Source organism: Amycolatopsis sp. NPDC104863 (assembly GCF_055582965.1).
The window spans coordinates 365,363-390,152 of sequence record NZ_JBVJOW010000003.1 but is presented as its reverse complement, the minus strand read 5'-3'; the positions used below and the strand labels follow the sequence as shown (position 1 = coordinate 390,152).

At 71.5% G+C, this 24,790-nt stretch carries 25 protein-coding genes; 9 read left to right on the top strand and 16 right to left on the bottom strand.

Features of this window, described 5'->3' with window-relative positions; all coding sequences use genetic code 11:
• Positions 1–2: 2 nt before the first annotated feature.
• A complete protein-coding gene (locus ACZ63J_RS18505) occupies positions 3–1,268 on the bottom strand; it encodes an amidohydrolase (protein ID WP_465403406.1) in 1,266 nt (421 codons plus the stop codon).
• A gap of 28 nt (positions 1,269–1,296) precedes the next feature.
• Here ACZ63J_RS18505 and ACZ63J_RS18500 point away from each other — a divergent pair, with 28 nt between their 5' ends.
• The 4 genes from ACZ63J_RS18500 (at position 1,297) to ACZ63J_RS18485 (ending at position 7,108) form a co-directional block, all read left to right on the top strand.
• Positions 1,297–2,799, top strand: a complete 1,503-nt coding sequence (locus ACZ63J_RS18500; protein ID WP_465403380.1) for a DUF7782 domain-containing protein — start codon at positions 1,297–1,299, stop codon at positions 2,797–2,799.
• Positions 2,796–3,221 (top strand): D-aminoacyl-tRNA deacylase, encoded by a 426-nt coding sequence (gene dtd / locus ACZ63J_RS18495; RefSeq protein ID WP_465403378.1) that lies wholly within the window; start codon positions 2,796–2,798, stop codon positions 3,219–3,221. The genes ACZ63J_RS18500 and dtd overlap by 4 nt, the downstream gene beginning before the upstream one ends.
• A gap of 286 nt (positions 3,222–3,507) precedes the next feature.
• Positions 3,508–4,542, top strand: coding sequence for a sigma-70 family RNA polymerase sigma factor (locus tag ACZ63J_RS18490; protein ID WP_465307443.1), 1,035 nt, complete (start codon positions 3,508–3,510; stop codon positions 4,540–4,542).
• A 910-nt stretch (positions 4,543–5,452) separates the two neighbouring features.
• Positions 5,453–7,108, top strand: coding sequence for a fumarate hydratase (locus ACZ63J_RS18485; RefSeq protein WP_465403376.1), 1,656 nt, complete (start codon positions 5,453–5,455; stop codon positions 7,106–7,108).
• A gap of 58 nt (positions 7,109–7,166) precedes the next feature.
• On the opposite strand, the gene ACZ63J_RS18480 is transcribed toward ACZ63J_RS18485, so the two are convergent.
• The 4 genes from ACZ63J_RS18480 to ACZ63J_RS18465 all read right to left on the bottom strand — a co-directional run bounded on the left by ACZ63J_RS18480 (position 7,167) and on the right by ACZ63J_RS18465 (position 10,366).
• Positions 7,167–7,850: a hypothetical protein gene (locus ACZ63J_RS18480; RefSeq protein ID WP_465403374.1), complete on the bottom strand. Its 684-nt coding sequence runs from the start codon at positions 7,848–7,850 to the stop codon at positions 7,167–7,169.
• A 100-nt stretch (positions 7,851–7,950) separates the two neighbouring features.
• Positions 7,951–9,318, bottom strand: coding sequence for an MFS transporter (locus ACZ63J_RS18475; RefSeq protein WP_465403372.1), 1,368 nt, complete (start codon positions 9,316–9,318; stop codon positions 7,951–7,953).
• 110 nt (positions 9,319–9,428) lie between these two features.
• Positions 9,429–9,866: an SRPBCC family protein gene (locus ACZ63J_RS18470; protein ID WP_465307451.1), complete on the bottom strand. Its 438-nt coding sequence runs from the start codon at positions 9,864–9,866 to the stop codon at positions 9,429–9,431.
• Positions 9,867–9,880: 14 nt separating this feature from the next.
• A complete protein-coding gene (locus ACZ63J_RS18465; protein WP_465403404.1) occupies positions 9,881–10,366 on the bottom strand; it encodes a hypothetical protein in 486 nt (161 codons plus the stop codon).
• A gap of 102 nt (positions 10,367–10,468) precedes the next feature.
• Here ACZ63J_RS18465 and ACZ63J_RS18460 point away from each other — a divergent pair, with 102 nt between their 5' ends.
• Complete coding sequence (locus ACZ63J_RS18460; RefSeq protein ID WP_465403371.1) at positions 10,469–11,011, top strand: MarR family winged helix-turn-helix transcriptional regulator; 543 nt, start codon at positions 10,469–10,471, stop codon at positions 11,009–11,011.
• Positions 11,008–11,370, top strand: a complete 363-nt coding sequence (locus ACZ63J_RS18455; RefSeq protein ID WP_465403369.1) for a nuclear transport factor 2-like protein — start codon at positions 11,008–11,010, stop codon at positions 11,368–11,370. Before ACZ63J_RS18460 ends, ACZ63J_RS18455 begins: the two co-directional genes overlap by 4 nt.
• 6 nt (positions 11,371–11,376) lie before the next feature.
• On the opposite strand, the gene ACZ63J_RS18450 is transcribed toward ACZ63J_RS18455, so the two are convergent.
• From ACZ63J_RS18450 to ACZ63J_RS18410, 9 genes are all read right to left on the bottom strand, one after another.
• Complete coding sequence (locus ACZ63J_RS18450) at positions 11,377–11,874, bottom strand: hypothetical protein (RefSeq protein ID WP_465337915.1); 498 nt, start codon at positions 11,872–11,874, stop codon at positions 11,377–11,379.
• A gap of 40 nt (positions 11,875–11,914) precedes the next feature.
• On the bottom strand, positions 11,915–12,712 hold the full coding sequence (locus ACZ63J_RS18445; protein WP_465307455.1) for an ABC transporter permease: 798 nt from the start codon (positions 12,710–12,712) through the stop codon (positions 11,915–11,917).
• Positions 12,690–13,541, bottom strand: coding sequence for a 2-aminoethylphosphonate ABC transporter permease subunit (locus tag ACZ63J_RS18440; protein WP_465403367.1), 852 nt, complete (start codon positions 13,539–13,541; stop codon positions 12,690–12,692). The genes ACZ63J_RS18445 and ACZ63J_RS18440 overlap by 23 nt, the downstream gene beginning before the upstream one ends.
• The gene (locus ACZ63J_RS18435; RefSeq protein ID WP_465403365.1) at positions 13,538–14,587 is read right to left on the bottom strand and encodes an ABC transporter ATP-binding protein; all 1,050 of its coding nucleotides are present in this window, start codon (positions 14,585–14,587) and stop codon (positions 13,538–13,540) included. The genes ACZ63J_RS18440 and ACZ63J_RS18435 overlap by 4 nt, the downstream gene beginning before the upstream one ends.
• Entirely contained in the window at positions 14,584–15,591 is a 1,008-nt protein-coding gene (locus ACZ63J_RS18430; RefSeq protein ID WP_465403363.1) for a 2-aminoethylphosphonate ABC transporter substrate-binding protein, read from the bottom strand. Before ACZ63J_RS18430 ends, ACZ63J_RS18435 begins: the two co-directional genes overlap by 4 nt.
• A complete protein-coding gene (locus ACZ63J_RS18425; RefSeq protein WP_465403361.1) occupies positions 15,588–16,262 on the bottom strand; it encodes a phosphonatase-like hydrolase in 675 nt (224 codons plus the stop codon). Before ACZ63J_RS18425 ends, ACZ63J_RS18430 begins: the two co-directional genes overlap by 4 nt.
• Complete coding sequence (locus tag ACZ63J_RS18420; RefSeq protein WP_465403359.1) at positions 16,259–17,377, bottom strand: TIGR03364 family FAD-dependent oxidoreductase; 1,119 nt, start codon at positions 17,375–17,377, stop codon at positions 16,259–16,261. Before ACZ63J_RS18420 ends, ACZ63J_RS18425 begins: the two co-directional genes overlap by 4 nt.
• A gap of 105 nt (positions 17,378–17,482) precedes the next feature.
• A complete protein-coding gene (locus ACZ63J_RS18415) occupies positions 17,483–17,659 on the bottom strand; it encodes a DoxX family protein (RefSeq protein WP_465439567.1) in 177 nt (58 codons plus the stop codon).
• A 431-nt stretch (positions 17,660–18,090) separates the two neighbouring features.
• On the bottom strand, positions 18,091–18,867 hold the full coding sequence (locus ACZ63J_RS18410; protein WP_465337923.1) for a GntR family transcriptional regulator: 777 nt from the start codon (positions 18,865–18,867) through the stop codon (positions 18,091–18,093).
• 332 nt (positions 18,868–19,199) lie between these two features.
• On the opposite strand from ACZ63J_RS18410, the gene ACZ63J_RS18405 reads away from it, so the two are divergent.
• A complete protein-coding gene (locus ACZ63J_RS18405; RefSeq protein WP_465403357.1) occupies positions 19,200–20,000 on the top strand; it encodes a S1 family peptidase in 801 nt (266 codons plus the stop codon).
• 40 nt (positions 20,001–20,040) lie between these two features.
• On the opposite strand, the gene ACZ63J_RS18400 is transcribed toward ACZ63J_RS18405, so the two are convergent.
• Positions 20,041–21,141, bottom strand: a complete 1,101-nt coding sequence (locus ACZ63J_RS18400) for an NAD(P)H-dependent flavin oxidoreductase (RefSeq protein ID WP_465403356.1) — start codon at positions 21,139–21,141, stop codon at positions 20,041–20,043.
• 14 nt (positions 21,142–21,155) lie between these two features.
• A complete protein-coding gene (locus ACZ63J_RS18395) occupies positions 21,156–22,772 on the bottom strand; it encodes an acyl-CoA synthetase (protein ID WP_465403354.1) in 1,617 nt (538 codons plus the stop codon).
• A 61-nt stretch (positions 22,773–22,833) separates the two neighbouring features.
• Between ACZ63J_RS18395 and ACZ63J_RS18390 the strand changes: the two genes are divergently transcribed.
• Entirely contained in the window at positions 22,834–23,622 is a 789-nt protein-coding gene (locus ACZ63J_RS18390) for a crotonase/enoyl-CoA hydratase family protein (RefSeq protein ID WP_465403352.1), read from the top strand.
• Between the two features lie 184 nt (positions 23,623–23,806).
• The gene (locus ACZ63J_RS18385) at positions 23,807–24,790 is read left to right on the top strand and encodes a Zn-ribbon domain-containing OB-fold protein (RefSeq protein ID WP_465307477.1); all 984 of its coding nucleotides are present in this window, start codon (positions 23,807–23,809) and stop codon (positions 24,788–24,790) included.

Sequence of the window (24,790 nt, the reverse complement as noted above, 5' to 3'; positions counted from 1 at the left end):
GCTCATCCGACACCGGGGTGGCTCAACCGGCTCAACGCGGCGGCGACGAGCGTCTCGATGCCGGTGCGCAGGGTCGGGTGCAGCACCGGGGCGAACCGTGGCGAGTGGTTCGACGGGATGTCGCGTTCGAACCGACCCTCGGTCATCGCTGTGACGACGGTCTCCGGGTCGAAGCCGCCGACCAGCCAGAACACCGACGGCGCGCCGGCCGCCCGGCCGAACTCGCTGAAGTCCTCGCTGCCCGTGACCAGCGGCGCCGGCAGCACGACGTCGGCGCCGAAGCGGGCGCGGAAGACCTCGGTGAGCGCGTTGTTGGCGGCTTCGTCGTTCTCCGTGATCGGGTAGGAGCCGGACCGGACGATCTCGGGCGGCTTCGGCGCGCCGGCCGTCGCGGACTCGCCGATCGCGATCCGCTCGACCGCGGCCAGCACCCGCTCCCGGACCGCCTGGTCGAACGACCGGACGTTGACCTCGAGCACGGCCTCGTCGGCGATCACGTTGCTCGCGGTGCCGACGTGCAGCGAGCCGACGGTGACCACGGCCGACTCGGTGGCGGCGATCTCCCGCGACACGATCGTCTGCAGCTTGAGCACCACGGACGCGGCCAGCACGGCCGGGTCGACGGTCGTCTCGGGGCGCGAGCCGTGCCCGCCGCGGCCGTGCAGCGTGATGCGCAGGGTGTCGGTCGCGGCCATGATCACGCCGGGCCGGGTGAGCACCCAGCCGGCGGGGCCGGGCACCAGGTGCTGGCCGAACACGACGTCCGGTTTCCCGGCGATCTCGAAGAGGCCGTCGCGGACCATCGCCGACGCCCCGCCCGCGCTCTCCTCGCCGGGCTGGAACACCACCAGCAGCGTGCCGGACCACGTGTCGCGGCCCTTCGCGAGCAGCGCGGCGGCGCCGGAGAGCCAGGTCGCGTGCATGTCGTGCCCGCAGGCGTGCATGACCGGGACGTCCTTGCCGTGCTCGTCGGTGCCGCGCTCGGTGCTCGCGTACGACAGCCCGGTCTTCTCCTCGACCGGCAGCGCGTCGATGTCGGCGCGCAGCAGGACCGTCGGGCCCTCGCCGTTGCGCAGGACGCCCAGCACGCCGGTGCCGGCGATGCCGGTGTGCACCTCGTAGCCGTCGCGCTCCAGCCGCCGGGCCAGCTCGGCCGCGGTCCGGGTCTCGGCGAACGAGAGCTCGGGGTGGCGGTGGAGGTCGATGTACAGCGCTTCGAGCTCGGGCAGCGCCGCGGCGAGCGGGGTGAGGACGTCTTCGAGGGTCACAGGGGCCATCGTGGCAGCATTACCCACCGTGAGCACGCGAAGCGTACTGCCCGACCTGTCCGACGACGTCTGCGCGAGGCTGCGCGAAGCCTTCCGCCGCACCGGCTACGACGCCGACGGCGTGGTGGGCGCCCTCGGCGGCGCCGCCCACGCGGCGCTGGGCCGCGGCGAGCCGGTCCCGGCCGAGCGCGCGAGCCGCGACGCGGGTGAGCTGGGCACGCTGATCCGGCTGTTCCTGCTGGGCGGCACCGAGCCGGAGACGCAGGTCAAGGCCGCGTTCGCGCCGCTGACGCCGGAAGACGCGGTCTCGGCGGGCCTGCTCACCCTGGCCGCCGACGGCTACCGCGCCGCGCTCGACGTCCGCCCGCACGGCGACGAAGAAGGCTCCTGGTGGGTGGTCTCCGACCTCGACGCCGACGTGCTCGGCGCCGCGGTGCCCGAGGACCACGTGCTCGGCGTCGGCCACGCGTCGCTGTCGCTGATCCGCGCGACCAGCCGCCGCCCGGTCGGCACCCTGCTCGACCTGGGCACCGGCAACGGCGTGCAGGCGCTGCACGCGACCCGGCACGCACAGCGCGTGACCGCCACCGACGTCTCGGAGCGGGCGCTGGCGCTGGCCGCGGCGACGTTCCGGCTCAACGAGCTGGACGTCGAGCTCGCGCGCGGCGAGTGGTTCGCGCCGGTCGCGCGGCGGAAGTTCGACCAGGTCGTCTGCAACCCGCCGTTCGTGGTCGGCCCGGCGCGCGTCGACTACACCTACCGCGACTCCGGGCTGGCCGGCGACGACGCGAGCGCGCTGGTCGTGCGGCAGCTCCCGGGTTTCCTGAACGACGGCGGGGTCGGGCAGCTGCTGGCGTCCTGGCTGCACACCGGCCGCGAGGACTGGGCCGACCGGGTGAGCCGCTGGCTGCCCGCCGAGACCGACGCCTGGTTCGTCCAGCGGGACGTCGCCGACCCGGCGCTGTACGTCGGCACCTGGCTGCGGGACGCGGGCATCGAGCCGCGCTCGCCCGAGGGGCGGGTGAAGGCGGCGGCGTGGCTCGACTGGTTCGCGGCGAACGACGTCCGCGGCATCGGCTTCGGGTTCGTCACCCTGCGGCGCGCGGCCGGGCGGACCCCGACCGTCGTCTGCGAAGACCTGCGGCAGGCCTACGACGACCCGCTCGGCCCGGAAGCGGCGGGCTGGCTCGACCGGGTGGAATGGTTGCACGAATCGGGTGATTCGCTCCTTGATGTCCGTTTTGTGGTGCCCGACACGGTTTTGCTGGAAAGCGTCGAGGAACCCGGGGACGAGGGCTGGGAAACGACCATCCGGCGGTTGCACCGCACCGACGGGCCGGGCTGGCAGCACGAGGTCGACGAGCTGGCCGCGCGGCTGCTCGCGGGCTGCCGTGGCGCGTTGCCCCTGGAAGACCTGATCGAGCTTCTCGCGGCCGCGCAGGGCCTGGAAGCTTCGGAGCTGGCGGCCGCCGCGCTGCCGGTCGTGCGTGAGCTCGTCCGCCACGGGATGCTCGTCCCGGCGGGCCAGTGAGGGCCGTCGCGGCCCGCGTCACCCGGGCGGACGTCACCGTCGCGGGTGAGGTCGTCGGCGCCATCGACGAGCCGGGTTTGCTGGTGCTGCTGGGAATCCACGCCGACGACGACCCGCCGAAGGCCGTCACGATGGCGCGGAAACTGCACGAACTGCGCGTGCTCCGCGACGAGGAATCATGCGCCACGGCGAATGCGCCGCTGCTCGTGGTGAGCCAGTTCACGCTCTACGGCGACACGAAGAAAGGCCGGCGGCCGTCGTGGACGCAGGCCGCGCGGCCCGAGGTCGCCGAACCGTTGGTGGACGCCGTGGTGGCCGAGCTGCGCGGACGCGGCGCCACCGTGGCAACGGGACGGTTCGGGGCGATGATGGCGGTGTCGAGCGTCAACGACGGTCCGTTCACCGTTCTCATAGAGGTCTAGACCACCCCGGGAGGGTTCAGTTCCCGGCCCGATTCACACGGGATTCTCAGGTTTCCCGTCGGTCGCGCGTTCTCAGCAAAAGCTCAGCAATGGTGGAGCAACCGGAGGGCGCCCGGAGTCGTCTCCTTTTCAGCGAGCCGGGAACGTTTCGGGAACCCGGAGCGTTGTGCCAGATGTCCAGCCAAGCCGGCCGGACCGGCGTACCGGGTTCCACAGGCCCCGGGCCGCGGGTGCGCACCGGCGGACCACCGCAGCAGCACGTTCAGCCCGTGACCGGGGAGGCAGAATGTCAGTCCAGACTCTCGAACGCGAGTCGCGCGGGATTCGCGAGCGCATCCCGGCTCAGGCGTCCGAGGAACCGTCGTCGCTGAGCGTGGGGGCGCTCACCGACGCCGACCTCGACGCCCAGAGCCCCGCCGCCGACCTCGTGCGCGTCTACCTCAACGGCATCGGCAAGACGGCCCTCCTGTCCGCGGCCGACGAGGTCGAGCTCGCGAAGCGCATCGAAGCCGGCGTCTTCGCCCAGCACATGCTGGACACCGGCGAGAACCTCACCACCAAGCGCCGCACCGAGCTCGCCGCCCTGGTGCGCGACGGGCACGTGGCGAAGAACCACCTGCTCGAGGCCAACCTGCGCCTCGTCGTGTCGCTGGCCAAGCGGTACACCGGCCGGGGGATGCCGCTGCTGGACCTGATCCAGGAGGGGAACCTGGGCCTGATCCGCGCGGTGGAGAAGTTCGACTACTCCAAGGGGTTCAAGTTCTCGACCTACGCCACGTGGTGGATCCGGCAGGCCATCACCAGGGGCATGGCCGACCAGGGCCGCACCATCCGGCTCCCGGTCCACCTGGTGGAACAGGTGAACAAGCTGGCCCGCATCAAGCGCGACCTGCACCAGCAGCTCGGCCGCGACGCGACGAACGACGAGCTGGCGGCCGAGTCGGGCATCCCGGCGCACAAGATCTCCGACCTGCTCGACCACTCGCGTGACCCGGTAAGCCTGGACATGCCGGTCGGCACGGAGGAGGACGCCCCCCTCGGCGACTTCATCGAGGACTCCGAGGCGACCGACGCCGAGAGTGCGGTGATCTCGGGCCTGCTGCAGGACGACCTGCGCCGCGTCCTGGCAACACTGGACGACCGCGAGCAGCACGTGATCCGCCTGCGCTACGGCCTCGACGACGGCCAGCCCCGCACGCTCGACCAGATCGGCAAGCACTTCGGGCTCTCCCGCGAGCGCGTCCGCCAGATCGAGCGCGAGGTCATGTCCAAGCTCCGCCAGGGCGAGCGCGCGGACCGGCTCCGCGCGTACGCCAGCTGATCGACTCTGCTCAAAGGGGCGGGCACCTACGGGTGCCCGCCCCTTTTGCGTGCCATGACCAGCAGGTCCGGGTTTCGCAGCGCCAGACTGGAAAATTTTCCACGAAAAAGGGGTTTTGCCCCCACAAAACGGGGGTAGCAACCCTTCGCCGACACCCGTTCGGCCGCGTTGACTTATGAGGTGCATCACGCCACATTCGTCTAGCGGCTTCCACCGGCACCGGCGCAGACCACGCGCCCGGATGTGCACGCATCCGGTCGCTCTCCCCGGGAGGTCGGGTCCGTCGGGGTGGACCCGGCCTCCCGACCAGCTCAGCGGTTGTGAAGCACACCGAAGGCACCGCCCCAGCCGGGCAGGTAGGCGGGCAGGCAGCCCGGGCAGCCGGGCAGGTAGGCAGCCGGCCGGGCGGGCAGGCAGCCCCGGGCAGCCGGACAGGTAGGCGGCCAGCCCGGGCGGGCAGGCAGGCAGCCCGGGCAGGTAGGCAGCCGGCGGCCGGGCGGGCCGACAGTCCGGGCGGGCAGGTAGGCAGGCAGCCGGGGCAGGCAAGCCAGCCAGACCCCCCGCAACCCCGATCCGAAGCCAGAACACGGCCGGCGGTGCCGGGTCAAGGCATCTTTCCCGCCTTGACGCGGTACTGCCGGCCGTAGTCACAATCGGGCGTCGGGGTGGTGGGAACACAAAGCCCGGACTTCGAGGCGGCGGGAACACGAACCCCAGACTTCGAGGCGATGGGAACACGAACCCCGAGGCCGAACAAAGAACCGCGCGAGACAGCCCATAACGCCCCACACCACTCCACCAAACCGAACCCCAAGTGGGGTGCCCCACACCGACCCAGGTGCGCCCATCCCACCCCCCGACCATCCTGCGTAGGGTGGACCGATCCCGGAGCTGGCAAAGGAGCCTGGCAGTGCCGTCCACCACCACGTTTCAGCACACCGAAGTCCTCCCCCTCGGCAAGGACACCAAGACCGAGTACCGGCTGGTCACCGCCGAGGGCGTCGAGACCGTCGAAGCCGCCGGGCGGACCTTCCTGAAGATCGAGCCAAAAGCGCTCACCACCCTCGCGCGCACCGCGATCAAAGACATCCAGCACCTGTTGCGCACATCACACCTCGAGCAGCTCCGCGCGATCGTGGACGACCCCGAAGCCAGCGGCAACGACCGCTTCGTCGCGATGGACCTCCTCCGCAACGCAGCCATCTCCGCCGGCGGCGTTCTCCCCATGTGCCAGGACACCGGCACCGCGATCGTCATCGGCAAGCGCGGCGAAGGCGTGCTCACCGGCGGGGACGACGAGCGCGCGCTCTCGCAGGGCATCTTCGACGCCTACCAGCAGCTGAACCTGCGCTACTCGCAGATGGCGCCCGTCAACTTCTGGGACGAGCGCAACACCGGCACGAACCTCCCCGCGCAGATCGAGCTCTACCACAAAGAGGGCGACCCGACCTACGAGTTCCTCTTCATGGCCAAGGGCGGCGGCAGCGCCAACAAGACTTTCCTCTACCAGGAAACAAAAGCCGTCCTGAACCCGAAGCGGCTCGCGCGCTTCCTCGACGAGAAGCTGCGCAGCCTCGGCACCGCGGCCTGCCCGCCGTACCACCTCGCCATCGTCGTCGGCGGCATGTCGGCCGAGTTCAACTTGAAGGTCGCAAAGCTCGCTTCGGCGCGTTATCTCGACAACTTGCCGCAGGAGGGTTCCGAGCTGGGCCACGCCTTCCGCGACCGCGACCTCGAGCAGCAGGTCCTCGAGATGACCCGCCAGTTCGGCATCGGCGCGCAGTTCGGCGGCAAGTACTTCTGCCACGACGTGCGTGTCATCCGGCTCCCCCGCCACGGCGCCAGCTGCCCCGTCGGCGTCGCCGTGAGCTGCTCGGCCGACCGTCAGGCCAAGGCCAAGATCACCGCCGACGGCGTCTTCATCGAACAGCTCGAGCGCGACCCCGCCCGCTTCCTCCCCGAGATCACCGAAGAGGACCTCTCGGACGACGTCGTGAGCGTCGACCTCAACCGGCCGATGGCCGAGATCCGCGCGCAGCTCTCGCAGCTGCCGGTCAAGACGCGGCTTTCGCTCACCGGCCCGCTGGTCGTCGCGCGTGACATCGCGCACGCGAAGATCGCCGAGCGCCTCGACGCCGGCGAGGAGATGCCGGACTACCTGAAGAACCACCCGGTCTACTACGCGGGCCCGGCCAAGACGCCGGAGGGCTACGCGTCCGGCTCGTTCGGCCCGACGACGGCCGGGCGGATGGACTCCTACGTCGAGCAGTTCCAGGCCGCCGGCGGCTCACTCGTCATGCTGGCCAAGGGAAACCGCTCGAAGCAGGTGACCTCCGCGTGCCAGACGCACGGCGGGTTCTACCTCGGCTCGATCGGTGGCCCGGCCGCGCGGCTCGCGCAGGACTGCATCAAGAAGGTCGACGTCCTCGAGTACGCCGAGCTCGGCATGGAAGCCGTCTGGAAGATCGAGGTCGAGGACTTCCCCGCGTTCATCGTCATCGACGACAAGGGCAACGACTTCTTCGCCAGCACCGGCGACCCGGTGCTGCAGATCAGCTTCCGTTAGGACGCAAGGGAAGGGGACACCGGCCCGCCGCCGATGCCCCCTTTCCTTCCCTGCTCCCTCAGCCGACGCGCTCGATCCGCGCGCGCCGGATGAGGAACTTTCCGGGTTCCCGCACCTGTTCGAAGGCCGCGTTGTTGAGCAGCGTGCAGCTGCCCGACACCGACGTCACCGCCACCGTGGTGGACTTCGAGTTGTCCAGGTTGGTCACCTTCAGCTTCGTCCCCGCCGGGAACTGGTTGCTCGACGCGGCCGGCGCGCCCCCTTCGCCCGAGAGCGTCACGGTGGAGCCGGCGCACACAACGTCGCCGGTCGCGCCCTGGTTCCCGGTGTTCGCCCCGGCCTGGTTCTGGTTCTGCTGCGCGGGCGCCTGCTGCGCCGGGGCCTGCGCGGCCGGCGCCTGCTGGGCCGGAGCCTGCTGGGCCGGCGCGCCGTTGTTCGCCGCGACGTTCGCCGTGCAGCCCGCGACCTGCCGCCGCTGCTGGATCAGGTCCACGACCGCCTGCCGGTTGGCGATCCTCGCGGCCGACTGCGCGTCCGGGTTCGCCTGCTGGCCCGCGATGAAGTTCAAGTTGTTCTGCAGGGCGGTGTCGAGCCCGCCACAGTTCTCCTTCGGCGCTTCGGCCGCGTTGCCCGCGGGACTGCTCAGCGCGATCGCGGCCGCGGTGACGCCGGAAACACCCAGCAACGCGGCCAGACCGACGGTCGCCTGCTTGCGGTGCCGACCACTGCTCAACCGGGGCATGTGCCCCTCCTCTCTGATCACCACCTCAACCATGGATACGGCTCGGTAACAGCGTCGGTTCACCGGATTTGCGAAGAGTTTTCGACGGCTTCGAAGAAGCTCAGCCGACCGGCGCCACATCGTGGTCCGGACCATTGACCCGCGCCGCGGTGGCCAGCGCCCAGCGGCCCGTCGTCGCCAGGCCGAGGACGAACACCAGCACTCCGCAGCCCGCGACGATCCCCCACGCGAGGTGTCCCGTCCCCGGCGCGACCGTCGGCTCCCCGGCCGCGACGACCGCGCCGATGACCGCGACCCCGAGCGAGATCCCCACCTGACGGCTGGTCGAGGCCACCGCCGCCGCGAGACCCGCGCGCTCGCGGGGCATGCCGGACACCGCCGCGTTCGTGATCGGCGCGTTGAGCATGCCGAAGCCGGCACCGAAGACCGCGTAACCCAGTACCAGCACCGGAACCGGGGTGGCCGGGCCGATCCCGGCGAGCACAAGCCCGGCGATCGTGATCCCCGCGCCCGCGACCAGCAGCGGCAGCCGGGGCCCGCGCGCGCCGACCACGCGGCCCGACAGCGGCGCGCACACCGCCGTCACCGCCGCCATCGGCAGGGTCAGCAATCCCGCGTGCAGCGCGGAAAACCCGCGGGTCTCCTGCAGGTACAGCGTGTTGAGGAAGAGGAAGCCCGCGAGCGCGGAGAACCCGGTGACCGCGGTGAGCGTCGCGCCGGAGAACGGGACGCTGCGGAAGAACCTGAGCTCCAGCAACGGATCCCGCCGCCGGCGTTCGTAGGGCAGCAGCACCGCCAGCGCGACCGCGGCGACCACAAAGCAGGCGACGATCGGCGGCGAGCCCCAGCCGGTGCCGCGGCCTTCGATGATCCCGTAGGTCACCGACGCCAGCAGGACCATCACCAGCAGCTGGCCCACCGGGTCGAGCCGGCGCGGGCGCGGCGAACGCGACTCGGGGACGAACAGCGCCGTCAGCACGATCGCGGCCACGCCGACCGGGACGTTGATCCAGAAGATCGAGCGCCAGCCGGCCCAGCCGACGAGCGCGCCGCCGACCACCGGCCCGACCGCCATGCTCAGCCCCACCACCCCGGCCCACACGCCGATCGCGCGGGCGCGCTCGCGGGGCTCGGTGAAGATGTTGGTGACGATGGAGAGCGCGACCGGGTTGAGCATCGACCCGCCGATCGCCTGCAGCGCGCGGAAGGCGACCAGCAGCCCGACGTTCGGCGCGACCCCGCACAGCAGCGAGCCGAGGCTGAACAGCGCGAGACCGGTCTGGAAGGTCCGGCGGCGGCCGACGCGGTCCGCGGTCGAGCCGGACAGCATGAGCAGGCTCGCCAGGACGAGCGTGTACGCGTCGATCGTCCACTGCAGACTCGACACCGACGCGCCCAGATCGTCCCGGATCGCCGGGAGCGCGAGGTTCACGATCGTGTTGTCGAGCCCGACGATGAAGAGGCTCATGCAGCAGACGGCGAGGACCACTCGCCGCCGGACCGGCTGTGGCACCGACTACCCCACTTTAGTTGCACGGACAATATTAAGCATCGTACAACTAATGTGCGTGAACCCTGTCAGGCCGGGAACAGCTCCGTGAGCCGGGCCAGCGTCTTCTCGATGCCTTCGGCGTTCTTGCGCGGGAACGGGCTGAGGCTGATGGCGAGCGGGAACTTCGCCGTCGACCAGTCGAAGGTCTCGGTGACCTCGGTGCGGCCGCCGTCGACGGGTTCGAGCCGCCAGCGCCAGCGGTGCCCGTTGAAGTGCCGCCAGGCGATCAGCCGGCCCTCTTCGAACTCGACCACGGTGTTGAGGATCTTGTAGGACGCGCCCATCTTCATGTCCATGCCGAACTTCGCGCCGAGCGCGAGCCGGTCCGGGCCGCCGGACTGGGCGGCCCGGACCGTGCCGGACCCGTCGATGAGCGGGTGCTGGGCCGGATCGGCCAGGAGCCCGAAGATCTTCTCCGGGGTCGTGGCGACGATCGCGGTGCGTGAGACCTGACGGCTACCCATCACCCGAGCCTAGATCATTTGGTCGCCTTCAACACGACGGTGCGCTGGTCCAGCGGCGCCGCCAGGGCGACGGAGATCACCGGGTACCGGATGTCCATCGTGCACATCTGGCCGGTCTGCGCCTTGGTCTCGCTCAGGTTGACGACCACGCGGTCGCCTGCCTGCTCGGTCGCCTCGCCGAGGGCGTGGCCGCAGCCGCCCTCCTGGGCGCGGATGTTGAGGATCGTGCCGCCGTTCGCCGTCCACACCTCGTGCGGGTAGTTGGCGGGCAGCGCGGCGGCGTCGACCTTGTTCGGCGGCACCGGGGTGCTGCCCTCGGGCACCTCGAGCCGGGGTTTGCCCGGCTGGTTCGGCGGCGCCGGCAGGACCGACTCGCTCGGCGAGGTCGAAACGCTGCCGGTGGGGGCGACCGAGCTGCCGCCGGCCGCGGGTTGACTGGTGGGCAGGTCCTGGCCGGCACAGGCCGTCGCCGTCAAGAGGATCGCGCCTGTTCCGACCACCTTCGCTAAGTACCTCATGCGTCCAGGACGGAACGGGCCCGGCGCGGGGTTGCACGAAGATCGTGACAGATACGGAAGCACGTACTAATGTATGGCTTCATCATGAAGGACGTAGATTTCACGCCCGATCCGGACGGCCGGCTGTTCGATCCCGGGGTCCGGGCCGCCCTCGGCGACTTCGCCGTCGACGACGACATCGGCCCGCTGGAAGCGGCCGCGGCGATCCGGACGGCCTCGCGGGGCCTCGACTCCCTGCGCGCGCACGGGACGGACAGCCGGGGGCTGAGCCCAGGCGCGCTGGACGTCCTGATCCGGCTCAGCGGGAGCGAGGACGGGATCAGCATCAAGGACCTGGCCGCTGCCGCCGGGGTCAGTTCGCGGAACGTGACCGGCCTGGTCGACACGCTCGAGCGGGGCGAGCTCGCGATCCGCGTGCCCGCCCCGGCGGACCGGCGTTCCGTGCTCGCCCGGATCACCCCGGCCGGGCGGACATGGCTCGAAGAGTTCCGCCGCCCGTCCCAGGCGGCCATGGCGGCCGTCTTCCGCGGGTTCACCCCCGGGGAAATCGCCCTGCTGCGGCATTTGTGCCTGCGTGTCGTGGAAAACCAGCACCACCTGACCCGCTACCTGGAGGACCGACCATGACGACCCGCGAGACCGTTCAGGCCTACCACCGGGCGAGGTTCGACGGCGACGTGCCCGCCGCGGCCGCGCAGCTCGCCGGCACGTTCACCTTCCGGAGCCCGCTGCTCAGCTCGGACGCCGACGGCCATCTGGCCGGGCTGCCCGGGTTCCTGCAGGTGGTCTCCGGCGTGGAGATGATCAGCGAGCTGTACGGCGAATCGGAGGCCACGCTCGTCTACGACGTCCACACCGCGACGCCGGTGGGAACCCAGCGCACGGCCGAGCACTTCCGCCTGCGGGACGGCCGGATCGAGGCGATCACCCTGATCTTCGACGCCACCCGCTGGCACCCGGTCATGGCCGCGGCGGCCGCCGGCTGAAGGCCGTCAGCCCTGGCGGAGGACGACCGTGCGGGTGCCGAGGGGCGCGGCCAGGGTCAGCGGGATGCTGATCTCCCTGATGTAGTCCGGGCACATCTGGCCCTTCTTCGCGGCGGAGACGGCGATCAGCACGACCACCTGCTGCGGTGTCTGGTCGCCGAGGCGGGCCGAGACGCGGCGGCAGCCGCCCTCCTCGGCGCCGAGGATCACCTGCTTGCCGTCGATGCTGCGGGTCAGCGTGCGCGGGTAGCCCTCCGGCAGCCCGCGCGCGTCGACCTGGCTCTCGGCGATGACGTCGTCCCCGGGCGCGATGCCCTGCGTCGGGCGCCCGACGGTCTGCGACGGCGGCGGGGCCACCGGCGGCGACGACGGGTCGAGGGTCGGCGTGACCGTGCCCGGCACCGACGTCGCCGGGGCGGGACTGCCCGCCGGAGCGCCGCCGGTGCCGGCTCCGCACGCCGTCACGGTGAACAGCAGCAGGCTCGCTCCCAGCAGTTTGCGCATACCTGCCAGACGGAGCGGACGCCCACCGGGTTGCATCCCCTCAGCGATGGGCCGCCCGGCCGCGGACCAGGCCGAGCAGGATCACCCCCGCGAGGGTCACCCCGAGCAGCACCACCGTCGCCGCGGAGGCGAGGAACACCTGGCCGCGGTCGGTGAGGGCGAAGATGCTCGCCGGGAGCGTGCGCCAGTCCGGCGGGTACAGCATCATCGTCGCGCCCAGCTCCCCCATCGACATCGCGAGCGCGAGGCTCGCCGACGCCGTCATCGCCGGCAGCAGCACCGGGACGCGCACCCGCAGCAGCACCCGCGCCGGGGACGCCCCCAGCGACGCCGCCGCCTGCGCGAGCAGCGGGTCGACCCGGGCGAGCGCGGCCGACACCGTGCTGTAGGCGAAGGGCAGCAGGATCAGCAGGTGCCCGAGCAGCACGATCCAGCGGGTGCCGTTGAACGCCAGCGGCGGCCGGCTGAACGCCACCAGCAGCGCCAGCCCCAGCACCACCGACGGCACCGCGATCGGCAGGTGGAACGCCGTGTCGGCGAACTGCCGCAGCCGCCGCGGCGCGGTCTCCGCCGCCAGCGCGGCCCACGTCCCGAGCAGCACGGCCGCCGCGCCCGCGATGACCCCGGTCTGGATGCTCACCGACAGGCTCGCGAACGTCTCCCCCGACAACGCCCCGGCGTAGTGCCCGAGGGTGAACCCGCCGGGCAGCACGCCGGTCCAGTGCCCGGCGAACGACGCGAGCACGATCATCACCAGCGGCGCGGCCACCACGAGGGTGAACACCACGCCGAACACCAGCCACAGCAGCAGCTTGCTACGCCGCGTCCACAGCAGCACGGCTCCCCCTTCCGGACAGGACCCGGTAACTCCCGTACAGCAGCAGCGAAATCACGACGTCGACCAGCGCGACGACGCTCGCCGCCGGGAAGTCGAACGTGACGATCCCCTTGCCGTAGACCAGCATCGGCAGCGTCGTGACACCCTTGGCGCCGAGGAACAGCACGATGCCGAACTCGTTGAGCGCGAGCAGCAGCGTCAGGCAGGCGCCCGAGGCCAGCGACGGCAGCGCCGCCGGGAGCACGACCTGCCGCAGCACCCGGCCGGGCCGGGCGCCCAGCGACGCCGCGACGTCCAGGTGCACGCCCGGGACCTGCCCGAACGCCGCGAGCGCCGGCCGCATCACGAACGGCGTGTAGAAGGTGATCTCGGCGAGCAGCACGCCCCACGGCGAGTACAGGAAGCCACCCGCGCCGAACACACCCGCGCTGCCGTAGAGGAACGTGAACGCCAGCGCGATGAGGAACGACGGGAACGCGAGCACGGTGTCGACCAGCCGCGACAGCGTCCGCGCGCCCGGGAACGGGACGAACGCGATCACCAGGGCGAGGAACGTGCCGAGCAGCACGCAGCCGGTGGTCGCGCCCAGCGCCAGCAGCACGGTCTGCCACGCCGCGTCCCGGAACTCCGCCGAGCCGAGCACCTCGCCCCACACCGCCAGGCCGAGCCCGCTGCCGGTGGTCAGGGACTGCCCGGCCACCAGGACCAGCGGATACCCGAAGAAGACCGCGACGACCACCAGCGGCGGCAGCAGCCAGAGGCCGCGGACGCGCCGCCCGGACGTCCGGCGCGGCCGCGTCACGACGGCTTCGAGGGCGACGCCGGTCATGCGCCGACCCCGACCAGCGGGCAGCCGTCCGGGATCGACACCCCGACCGCCGACCCGACGGCGAACGCGTCGGCCACCTCGGCCCGGATGACCGCGCCCCCGGCCAGCTCCAGGTCCAGGCGGTAGCCGGTGCCGCGCCACTGCACCGCCCGGACCAGCGCCGGGAGGGTGTCCGCGCCGGGCTCGCCGACCCCGACGCGGTGCGGGCGCACGCCGAGCGCGACCGGTCCGGCGCCGAGCGCGCCGGTCGGCTCGGCGGTCAGCACGCGCTCGCCGAGCCGGACGGTCGCGGGCCGCCCGGCGCTGACCAGGTCGACCGGGATGAGGTTGGCCGCGCCGAGGAAGCTCGCGGTGAACTCGGTGGCCGGGCGCCGGTAGAGCTGCTCGCACGGGCCGGTCTCGACCAGCCGCGAGTCGCGCATGACGGCGATGCGGTCGGCGAGCGCGAGGGCCTCGGCCTGGTCGTGGGTCACGTAGACGAGCGTGGTGTCCGGCAGCTCGGCGCGCAGCCGTAGCAGCTCCGCGATCATGTCCTCGCGCAGCGCGGCGTCCAAAGCGGACAGTGGCTCGTCGAGCAGCAGCACGTCCGGCCGGATGGCCAGCGCCCGGGCGAGCGCGACCCGCTGCTGCTGGCCCCCGGACAGCTCACGCGGGAACCGGCGGGCGTAGGCGCCCATGCCGACCAGGTCGAGGACCTCGGCGACCCGCGCCGCCACCTCGGCGCGCGGCGCCCGCCGGGCCTTGAGCCCGAACGCGACGTTGGCGTCGACGCGCAGGTGCGGGAACAGCGCGTAGCTCTGCACCACCACGCCGAGCCCGCGCCGGTGCGGCGGCAGGTCGGTGACGTCCTCGCCGGCCAGGAAGACCCGGCCCGCGCTGGGCCGTACGAACCCCGCGAGGGCCTTGAGCGCCGTGGACTTGCCGGAGCCGGACGGCCCGAGCAGGGCGAGGGTCTCCCCGCGGGCCACGGTCAGGTCGAGCGTGTCCAGCGCCGTCGTCTGTCCGAAGTGGACGGAGACACCGCGGAACTCGACCGCCGGCGTCATCGGCCGACGGCCTTCTTGTAGGCGGCCAGGTCGGCGTCCAGCTTGCCGAGCACGGCGGTCCAGTCCGGCTGCCAGATGTCGACGCCGTCGAGCGCGGCCTTGATCTTCCCGGCGTTCGGGCCGCTCGCGGTGACGTCGGACCGGGCCGGGATGCCGAACGCGTCGGCCGTCTTGGCCTGGACTCCGGGCGAGAACAGGAAGTCGAGCAGCTTCTTCGCGTCGTCCGGGTGCGGCGCGTTCGTCACCAGCCCGGCGTAGTACGGCAGCGCGAACGTCGAGCGCTTGCCCTGGGCGTCGGCCGGGAAGAACACGTCGAAGCCGCCGCTCTTGGCGATCTCGGCGAGGTTCATCTGGACGTCGCCGTTGGCGACCAGCAGCTCGCCCTTGGCCACCTTGGGCTGCAGCTTGCCGGTGGACGACGACGGGCCGGCGTTGTTCGCTTCGAGCTTGCCGAGGTAGTCGAGCGCGCCCTGCTCGCCGAGGACGTGCTGGAGCTGCAGGAGCACGGCGGTGCCGTCGCCGGCCTCACCGGGCGTCGAGTACTGCACCTTGCCCTTGAGCTTCGGGTCGAGGAGGTCGTCCCAGGTCTTCGGCGCGGCCTGCGGGTTGCGGATGAAGCTGAGGTAGTTGTTCATCATCGCGGCGAAGCGGCCCTGCGGGTCCTTGTCCGGCACCTTGTCCGCGCCCTGCGGGGTGTACGGCTGCAGCAGCCCGGCGACCCGCTGGATGAACGGCGGGAGCGTGACGAGGACGTCGGCCTGGGTGTTGGCCTTCTCCTTCTCGACGCGGGAGGCGACCTCGCCGGACCCGGCCGTCACGGCCTGGACGGTGATGCCGGTCTGCTCCTTGAACTCGGCGAACCGGGCGGTGTACCAGTCTTCGAGACCGTCCACTGTGTACACGGTGACGGTCTTGCCGCCGGCGGACGCGGCGCCGGTGCCGCCGCAGGCGGCGAGCAGCGCGGTCAGCGCCACCGCGAGGACGGCGGCCAGGGTCTTCTTCATCGGGGTTCTCCTTCGAGCACGGCGGGGAGTTCGGAGACGGAGGCGAGGACGTGCGTGGCGCCGGCCGCGGCGAGGTCTTCGCGGCGGCCGGCGCCGGTCAGGACGCCCGCGACGACGGAGGCGCCGGAACGGAGTCCGGTGAGGACGTCGGACGGGGTGTCCCCGGCGACGGCGATGTGCCGCACGTCGGTGACTTCCAGCCGCAGCGCCGCGGCGAGGACGAGGTCGGGGAACGGGCGCCCGCGGACGCCGTCGCCCGGGGCGAGCACGAGGTCGGCGAGGCCTTGCCAGCTCAGCGCGTCGAGGATGGCGTGCTGGGTGGCCGGGGCGAACCCGGTGGTGAAGGCGACCTTGACGCCGTCTTCGCGCAGGCCGCGGATGACGTCTTCGGCGCCGGGGATCGGGGCGCACGCACCGTCGGCGACGAGCTTTCCGTAGGCGGCTTCGAAGGCCGAGTTCGCTTGCTGCGCTTGGGTTTCGCCGTCCATCAGGGCGCGGAAGACGGTGATCTTCGACTGACCCATCGTGTCGACGACGTAGCGCAGCATGTCCGGGTGCCGCTCCTCGGGCACCCCGAGGGTCTCGATCGCGGCGGTGAAGGCGCGCACGACGAGGCCGTCGTCGGCGACGGTCGTGCCGGCCATGTCGAGGACGACGAGTTCGGTGGTCACAGTCCCAGCTCCTCGGCGGTGTCTTCGGCGATGGCGGGCGCGCAGGTCATGCCGCGCCCGCCCGGTCCGGTGATCAGGAAGGCGTTGTCCGCGACCCGCGCGCGGTGCACGATCCGGCCGGTGTCGGTGGTCTGCGCGTACACCCCGGCCCAGCGGCGCCGCAGCCGCGGCAACGGGCGGCCCAGGAGCGTCGAAGCGACGTCGGCGAGGTGCTCGTACGGGTCTTCGGTGACGTCGAAGGAGAACGGCTCGTCGTATTCGTGGGTGTCGCCGATGGTCAGCGAGCCGTCGAGCCGCTGGACGAGCAGCAGCTGCATGCGGTGCGCCGCGGCGACGTCACCCTGGGGCTGGGATCCGGCGAGGGCGTCGAGCGCCGGGCCGCGGTAGGCGGGGTAGTAGCGGAAGCTGTCACCGTCGGCGACGCTGGTGGTCAGCTCCTCGCCGAGCGGCTCGGTCTGCGCCATCTGCAGCCGGACCTTCCGCACCGGCGGGTCGCCGGCCAGCTCGCGGACGAGGCCGCCGGTCCACGCGCCGGTGCAGAAGAGGACGACGTCCCCTTCGTGCCGCTCACCGCGGTCGTCGACGACGCCGGTGGCGGTGAGGTGCCGCACCTCCCGGCCCGGCCGCCAGGTGTGCCGGCCGGTCTTGGCCAGCTCGGCGCGCAGCGCGGGCTGGGCGGTGCGCGGCTCGACGGCGCCGTCCCGCTCGCACCACAGCGCGCCCAGGAAGTCCCCCTGCAGAGCGGGGTTCAGCTCACGGGTCTCGGCGGCGTCGAGCAGCTTGTAGCCACGTTCGGCGGCTTCGGGCCCTTCGGCGACTTCGCGCGCGACGGCGAGCTCGGCGTCGGTCCGGACGACGGTCAGCGAGCCGTTGGCGCGGAAGCCGAGCGCCGGGACGCGCTCGCCGATCCGCTCCCACAGCAGCCGGGCGCGCCCCGCGGTCGCCAGCTCGGCGCCCGAGGCCCGGCCACCCACCCAGACCAGGCCGAAGTTCCGCACGGAAGCGCCGCGGGCCTCGGGTTCGCGTTCGAGCTGGACGACGTCGTGGCCGCGTTCGACGGCCTGCCAGGCGTGGAGTGTGCCGAGCACACCACCGCCCACGATGAGGATTCGCACGCCGCACACGCTCTCCGGAGCGCGCCAACGGGCGCTGTCCCCATGGCGAACACGGCGTGAAGCACCAGGGAATATTGGACCGGATGAGTTACCGTTCCGTTATCTTCACAGTCGGCCCGCCGCGACGAACACGCAGACGGCGAGGATCAGGGCGTTGACCCCGACGTTGCGCCATTCGGCCGGTTTGTGCTGCACGACGGCCAGCCGGCTGTGCATGGCCATCGCACCGACCATGACGACAGCCAGGCCGACGGCGGCCCAGCCGGTGAGCGTGGGCGCGATGCCGAGGAGATCGGGAAGGATCAGCCCGACGAGCTGCCTTGTCCACAGCCCGGCCGTGATGTGGAGAAAGCAGCTCGAGTTCGGGCTTCTCCGGCTTTTTGTCCGCCGCCCCCGATAAACTGGACAAGGGCACGCCCCCCAGGGAGGGTGGGGCGCTGTCGAGGCCCCTGCAGCTGCAAGCGACCTGCGGCCACCGGGCCGGTCGGTTGAGTCCGCCCGGCGCCGGAGAACGTGACAGTCAGTCGGCGCGACCCAGGCGGGTCATGACGCTCGGGCGCGAACGGCGAGCAGGCCGCGGCGCCGGTCTGGCCGGGTCGGGCAGACCGCCGCTTCGGCCGGGCGGGTGCCAACCAGAGGCGGCGAGCAGGCCACAGCTCCGGTTGACCGGATTTAGGCAGACCGCCCCCGCGTCCCGCTCCAGAACGTGACAGTCAGTCGGCGCGGCCCAGGCGGGTCATGAAACTGAGCCGGTCACCACGATAAAGCGACCGCACCCGCTCGAACGGCGCACCATCCGGCCCCCACGAGATGCGGTGCATGAGCAACATCGGCAGCGCCGGGTTCGTCCCGATCAACAGCGCTTCCCGCGGCGTCGCAAGCACAGTCTCGACCCGCTCCTCAGCACCGTCGAACACCACGCCCAGCTTCTCGCTCAAGCACGCGTACAGCGACTGCTCCGGGTTGAAGACCTCCATCAACGTCGGGAACCGCTCGGCCAGGAGATAAGTCGACTCCAGCCCGACGCGCTCCTCGTCGGCGAGGAGGACACGCTCGATGTGGATCACTTCGGCGTCCGATGTCACCTGCAGGTCGGCGGCCAGCGCGCTGCCGGCCAGGCGCCGCTCCAGCGTGATCACGTTGCGGCCCGGCCGGATGCCCTGGCGCCGCAGGCCCTCGGTGTAGCTGACCAGGGCCAGCGGCTGGACCAGCTTCGGGCCGGCGACGTAGGTGCCGCTCCCCTGGCGGCGGCTGAGCTTGCCCTCGAGCACCAGCTCCCCCACCGCCTGCCGCACCGTCGCCCTCGACACCTCGAAGCGCTCGCACAGTTCCCGTTCCGTCGGCAGGACCGCCCCTTCGCCGAGCTCCGCGATCACCGCCAGCAGTTCGACCTTGACCGCGTAGTAACGCGGGACGCGGCCGTGCTCGGGAATCCCGTCGAGGACGGGACCGTCGGCGGACAGGCGGGAATGGCGTGGAGGGGCGGGCACGGAATCGACCCTATTCGTTTCCCGCGACGCCGTGGTTCGCTGTGGCGCGTAACACGGCTGTCACCCGGAGGATCACCCGGATGCGCCGACGCCGTTTTCCCGCGTTTCGCGGGCTCGATGATTTCCGGCCGGGAAAGGCCGGGTGAATTCCCGGGGACGCGGTCACTGGGCGCTTCGGCCTACGGCGTTCGTCGGATCCGGGGGTCGGAAATCACCCAACCGCCCGAAAGATCCGAAGAAAGTCGGTTGTCCCGGTCTGTGACCACCTGGTGTAGTCATGGAGCCGCTGACGGCAACGGCTTCCACTGTGGACACTGGAAGGACTGATCCCCTTGGCTCCCAAGCGCTGGTTCACCCTGCTCAGAAACGTCACCACCGCCGTGGCCGCGGTCGCCGCGGCCGCCTCGTTCGCCACCCCGGCGATCGCCGCCCAGCCGCCCTCCACCAACGTCGTCGGCGGGACGCGGGCCGCCCAGGGCGAGTTCCCGTTCATGGTGCGGCTGTCGATGGGCTGCGGCGGCGCGCTCTACACGAACCAGATCGTCCTGACCGCCGCGCACTGCGTCAGCCGGACCGGGGCCAACACCTCGATCACCGCGACCGTCGGCGTGGTGGACCTCAACAGCACGAGCGCCAAGAAGATCAAGTCGACCTACGTCTACCAGTCCCCCACCTACGGCACCTCGACCGGCGGCGACTGGGCGCTGATCAAGCTCGCGAGCCCGGTCACCGGCCTCTCGACGCTGCCGATCGCGACGACGTCGACCTACAACACCGGCACGTTCACCGTGGCCGGCTGGGGCGCGGCGACCGAGGGTGGCGCGCAGCAGCGGTACCTGCTGAAGGCGACCGTCCCGTTCGTGTCCGACAGCACCTGCCAGGCCCAGGGCGGCAGCTACCCCGACCTCATCCCGAGCGCCGAGATCTGCGCCGGCAACCTGAGCGCGGGCGGCGTCGACACCTGCCAGGGCGACTCCGGCGGCCCGATGTTCCGCCGGGACAACAACAACGCCTGGATCCAGGTCGGCATCGTCTCCTGGGGTGACGGCTGCGCCCGGCCGCACGCCCCCGGTGTCTACACCGAGGTGAGCACGTTCGCGTCGAAGATCGCCGCGGCCGCCGGCTCGCTGTAACCGCTTCCGCGAAGAGGGGGCCCGCCACGGCGGGCCCCCTTCAGCGTGTCTTGTCCAAACGCGACAGTGCCTCTTCGTAGCCGGCGACGAGCTCCGCGACGACGTCGGCGACCGGGCGGACCGCGTTCATCCGCCCGACGATCTGCCCGACCGGCATCGACACGACGCTCGGGTCGTTCGCCGCGTGGATCCGGTTGTGGGCGTGGGAAACCAGCAGGTTCTGCAGCGGCATCGGCAACGGCTCGGGCGCGTCTTCCGCGGCCCAGGCCTCCGTCCACCGCGTTTTGAGCAGCCGCGCGGGCTTGCCGGTGTAGATCCGCGTCCGCACGGTGTCCGACGACGTCGCGCCGACCAGCGCCTGCTGCATCGCCACCGACTCGCCCATGGTCTGCAGGTACTCCTCGGTCGCGAGCCACATCGAGCCCATCCAGACGCCGGACGCGCCGAGCGCGAGCGCCGCGGCCATCTGGCGGCCGGACCCGATGCCGCCCGCGGCGAGCACCGGTACGTCGACGGCGTCGACGATCTCCGGCACCAGCACCATGGACGCGATCTCGCCGGTGTGCCCGCCGGCCTCGTAGCCCTGCGCGACGACGAAGTCGACGCCGTTCTCGACGTGCCGGACCGCGTGCTCGGCCTTCCCGGCGAGCGCCGCGACCGGGACACCCCGGTCGTGGCACTGGCCGATGACGTCCGCCGGCGGCGAGCCGAGGGCGTTGGCGATCAGCTTGATCGGGTGGTTGAGCGCCACCTCGACGTGCGACCGCGCGACCGAGTGCAGCCAGCCCAGCACGCCCGCGCGTTCGTCGGTGTCGTCCGGCAGCGGCGGCACCGAGAGGTCGCGCAGCACCTTGTCGACAAACGCGCGGTGACCCTCCGGGATGTGCTTCGAGAGGTCGACCTGGGTGCCCTCGGCCGGGATCTTCGCCGGCATCACGATGTCGACGCCGTAGGGCCTGCCGCCGGTGTTCTCGTCCATCCAGGTGAGCACCCGGTCGAGCTCGGCCGCGTCGTTGAACCGGACGCAGCCGAGCACCCCGAGCCCGCCGGCGCGGCTGAGCGCCGCGGCGACGTGCTCGGACGGCGTGAACCCGATGATCGGCAGGTCGATGCCGAGCCGGTCGCAGAGCGGTGTCCGCACTTGGGGTGTCCTCCTCAGACGGGCTGGGCCGTGGCCGGTTCGTGCTCGGCGGCGTAGCGCTGGGCCCACGGGTAGTCCGGCTTGCCGCTGGGCGACCGGCCGATCTCGCCGGCCAGCCAGATCGTCCGCGGCACCTTGTACCCGGCGATCTCGCCGCGGACGTGCTCTTCGATCGTGGCGAGATCCGGCGAAGCGCCTTCGCGGAGCTGGACGACGGCGGCGACACGCTGGCCGAGCCGCTCGTCCGGCACGCCGATGACCAGCGCGTCGAAGACGTCCGGGTGCGATTTCAGCGCCCCTTCGACCTCTTCGGGGTAGACCTTCTCGCCGCCGGTGTTGACACACTGGGAGCCGCGGCCGAGTAGCGTGACCGTGCCGTCCTCCTCGTAGCGGGCGTAGTCACCCGGCACGACGTAGCGGACGCCGTCGAGGTCGACGAAGATCTTCTTGCTCTTCTCCGGATCCCCGTAGTACCCGAGCGGGACGTGCCCGCGGCGGCCGATCAGCCCGACCGCGCCCGCCTTCGGCTCCACGAGGTGACCGTCGTCGTCGAGCAGGATGGCGTCCTTGCCGAAGCTGACCCGCGGGCCGGCGCTGTGGTCGGAGCCCTTGGCGACCATGCCGATCCCGGTGAAGCCGCTTTCGGACGCGCCGATCGCGTCGGTGATCACGGCGTTCGGCACGAGCTCGACGAACTCCTGCTTCACCGACTGGGAGAACAGCGCGGCGTGGCTCGACACCGCGACGAGCGACGAAGCGTCGTAATCGCCTTCGCGGAAGGCCTCGATGAGCGGGCGCGCCATCGCGTCGCCGACGATCGTGAGCACCTGGACCTTGTTCTCCTGCACGGCTTTCCACACCTCGTGCGCGTCGAACCGCGGCACGAAGACCACCGGGCTGCCGGTGAACAGCGCGCCGAACGCGGCCCACTGCGCGGCGCCGTGGATCAGCGGCGCGGCGGGCAGCCGGACGAGGCTGCCGGCCTTGCCCTGCTCGGCGAGCGTCCACTCGTCGGGGACGTACTCGCCGGTGACGAAGTTGATCCCGCCGCCGAGCGCGCGCCAGATGTCCTCGTGGCGCCAGAGCACGCCCTTCGGGTAGCCCGTGGTGCCGCCGGTGTAGAGGATGTAGAGGTCGTCGTTGCTGCGCTCACCGAAGTCGCGGTCCGGGGACTCGCTTTCGAGGGCGGTTTCGTAGTCGATTCCGCCGTAGGCCGCGTAATCGCCGTCGCTGCCGTCTTCGATGACGACAACGTGTTTCAGTTTCGGCGCTTCGGGCAGGGCGTTCGCGACTTTGTCGGCGTAACTTCTCTCGTGCACGAGGGCGACCAGGTCGGCGTCGTTGAAGAGGTAGACGAGCTCGCCGTGCACGTAGCGGTAGTTGACGTTGACGGCGATCGCGCGCAGCTTGTACGCCGCGATCATCGCCTCCAGGGCCTCGATCGAGTTGCGGGAGTAGACCCCGATGTGGGACCCGCGTCCCACGCCGTGCGCGGCGAGGTGGTGGGCGAGCCGGTTGGCCCGCGCCTCCAGTTCGGCGAAGGTGACCCGCCGCCCGCCGCACACGACCGCGACGCGCTCCGGCACGGCGTCGACGGCGTGCTCCAGAAGATCCGCGATGTTGAGTGCCACGCCCTCAAAGTAGAACATGTTATCGTTCTGGGCAATGGCACTGCTCCTTCAGGAGGTTTCCGTGGGTGAACCGCACGCGCTGGTCTCACAGGAGGGCCAGACCCTCGTCGTCACGATGAACCGGCCCGAGGCGCGCAACGCGATCACCGGCGAGATGATGGCGATCATGGTCGACGCGTGGGACCGGGTCGACGCCGACGACGGGATCCGCAGCTGTGTCCTGACCGGCGCGGGCGGCGCGTTCTGCGCGGGCGCGGACCTGAAGTCGATGTCCCGGAACTCGCCCGCCGCCGCTTTCGACGAAGGCCGGTTCGACCCCTCGCGCATCCCGGGTCTCCTGAAGGGACGCCGCCTGACGAAACCCCTGATCGCGGCGGTCGAGGGGCCGGCGATCGCGGGCGGGACGGAGATCCTCCAGGGGACGGACATCCGGGTGGCGGGCGCCGGCGCGCGCTTCGGGGTGTCGGAGGCGCGCTGGGGACTGTTCCCGATGGGCGGGTCGGCGGTGCGCCTGCCGCGCCAGATCCCGTACACGGTCGCGGCGGACATCCTGCTGACCGGCCGTCACCTGACCGCCGACGAGGCACTGGCCATCGGCCTGATCGGCCACGTGGTCCCGGACGGCCAGGCGCTCGCGAAGGCGCTGGAGCTGGCTTCGCTGGTGAACGCCAACGGGCCGGTCGCGGTGCGGGCGATCCTCCGGACCATCCGCGACACCGAGGGACTCCACGAGGAGGAGGCCTTCAAGCTCGACTCGCAGTACGGGATCGAGGTCTTCGCTTCGGAGGACGCCAAGGAGGGGCCGAAGGCGTTCTCGGAGAAGCGGAAGCCGGACTTCAAGGGCCACTGACGGGCATCACGCGTGATCAGAGAGGCATCACGCGTGACTGAAGGGGCATCAGCGCGATGCCCCGCCAATCACGCGTGATGCCCGCCCAATCACGCGTGATGCCTCTCTGGGCACCGGAAATCTAGAACGCGTTCCATGTGCCGGAGCCTGGATCTTGCCGCCAGAACGAGAACGTGTTTCACTCATGGATGTGACCGAGACACCACTGGCGGCACCTCTCAACGTCGGCTTCGACTACACGCGCTCCACCGGGCCCGTCCTCGGCCGGTTCGTGAACGCGCTGCGGGAACGCCGCATCGAAGGCATCCGGGGCAGCGACGGGCGGGTGCACGTGCCGCCGGTCGAGTACGACCCCGTCACCGCCGACCAGCTCAGCGAGTTCGTCCCGGTGGCCGAAGAGGGCACCGTCGTCTCCTGGTCCTGGTGCGCCGAACCGCTCGACGGCCAGCCGCTGTCCCGGCCCTTCGCCTGGGCCCTGGTCAAGCTCGACGGCGCCGACACCGCGATGCTCCACGCCGTGGACGCCGGCGAGCCCGGGAAGATCCACAGTGGACAGCGGGTCCGGGTCAAGTGGGCCGCGGACACCGTCGGGCACATCCGGGACATCGCCTACTTCCTGCCGGTGGACGCCGAGGACACCACGCCGACCGAGGCCGCTCCCCCGGTCGCCGACCGTGAAGAAGGCGCGCCGGTCAGCGTGGTCATCACGCCCGTGCACCTGAAGTACATGCACTCCGCCTCGCCCGAGGAAAGCCGCTACCTGCGCGGACTGGCCGAAGGCAAGCTCATCGGCCAGCGGTGCCCGAAATGCGAGAAGGTCTACATCCCGCCGCGCGGCTCCTGCCCGACCGACGGTGTCCCCACGACCGACGAGGTCGAGCTGCCCGACACCGGCATCGTGACGACGTTCTGCATCGTCAACGTCCCCTTCCTCGGGCAGCGGCTCAAGCCGCCGTACGTCGCCGCGTACATCCTGCTCGACGGCGCCGACATCGCCTTCCTCCACCTCGTCCTCGGCTGCGACGCCCAGGACGTCAAGATGGGCATGCGCGTGCGCGCGGCCTGGAAGCCTCGCGACGAGTGGTGGACGTCGCTGGAGAACATCAGCCACTTCGAGCCGACCGGGGAACCGGACGCGGCCTACGAAACCTTCGCCCACCACCTGTGA

Excerpts from the sequence above, each read along its gene's own strand:
- ACZ63J_RS18470 (WP_465307451.1), bottom strand. The coding sequence starts at position 9,866 with ATGGGTAGCCGTCAGGTCTCACGCACCGCGATCGTCGCCACGACCCCG.
- ACZ63J_RS18480 (WP_465403374.1), bottom strand. The coding sequence starts at position 7,850 with ATGCCCCGGTTGAGCAGTGGTCGGCACCGCAAGCAGGCGACCGTCGGT.
- ACZ63J_RS18385 (WP_465307477.1), top strand. The coding sequence starts at position 23,807 with ATGGATGTGACCGAGACACCACTGGCGGCACCTCTCAACGTCGGCTTC.
- ACZ63J_RS18440 (WP_465403367.1), bottom strand. The coding sequence starts at position 13,541 with ATGACCGGCGTCGCCCTCGAAGCCGTCGTGACGCGGCCGCGCCGGACG.
- ACZ63J_RS18435 (WP_465403365.1), bottom strand. The coding sequence starts at position 14,587 with ATGACGCCGGCGGTCGAGTTCCGCGGTGTCTCCGTCCACTTCGGACAG.
- ACZ63J_RS18460 (WP_465403371.1), top strand. The coding sequence starts at position 10,469 with ATGAAGGACGTAGATTTCACGCCCGATCCGGACGGCCGGCTGTTCGAT.
- ACZ63J_RS18475 (WP_465403372.1), bottom strand. The coding sequence starts at position 9,318 with ATGAGCCTCTTCATCGTCGGGCTCGACAACACGATCGTGAACCTCGCG.
- ACZ63J_RS18430 (WP_465403363.1), bottom strand. The coding sequence starts at position 15,591 with ATGAAGAAGACCCTGGCCGCCGTCCTCGCGGTGGCGCTGACCGCGCTG.
- ACZ63J_RS18455 (WP_465403369.1), top strand. The coding sequence starts at position 11,008 with ATGACGACCCGCGAGACCGTTCAGGCCTACCACCGGGCGAGGTTCGAC.
- ACZ63J_RS18490 (WP_465307443.1), top strand. The coding sequence starts at position 3,508 with ATGTCAGTCCAGACTCTCGAACGCGAGTCGCGCGGGATTCGCGAGCGC.
- ACZ63J_RS18450 (WP_465337915.1), bottom strand. The coding sequence starts at position 11,874 with ATGCGCAAACTGCTGGGAGCGAGCCTGCTGCTGTTCACCGTGACGGCG.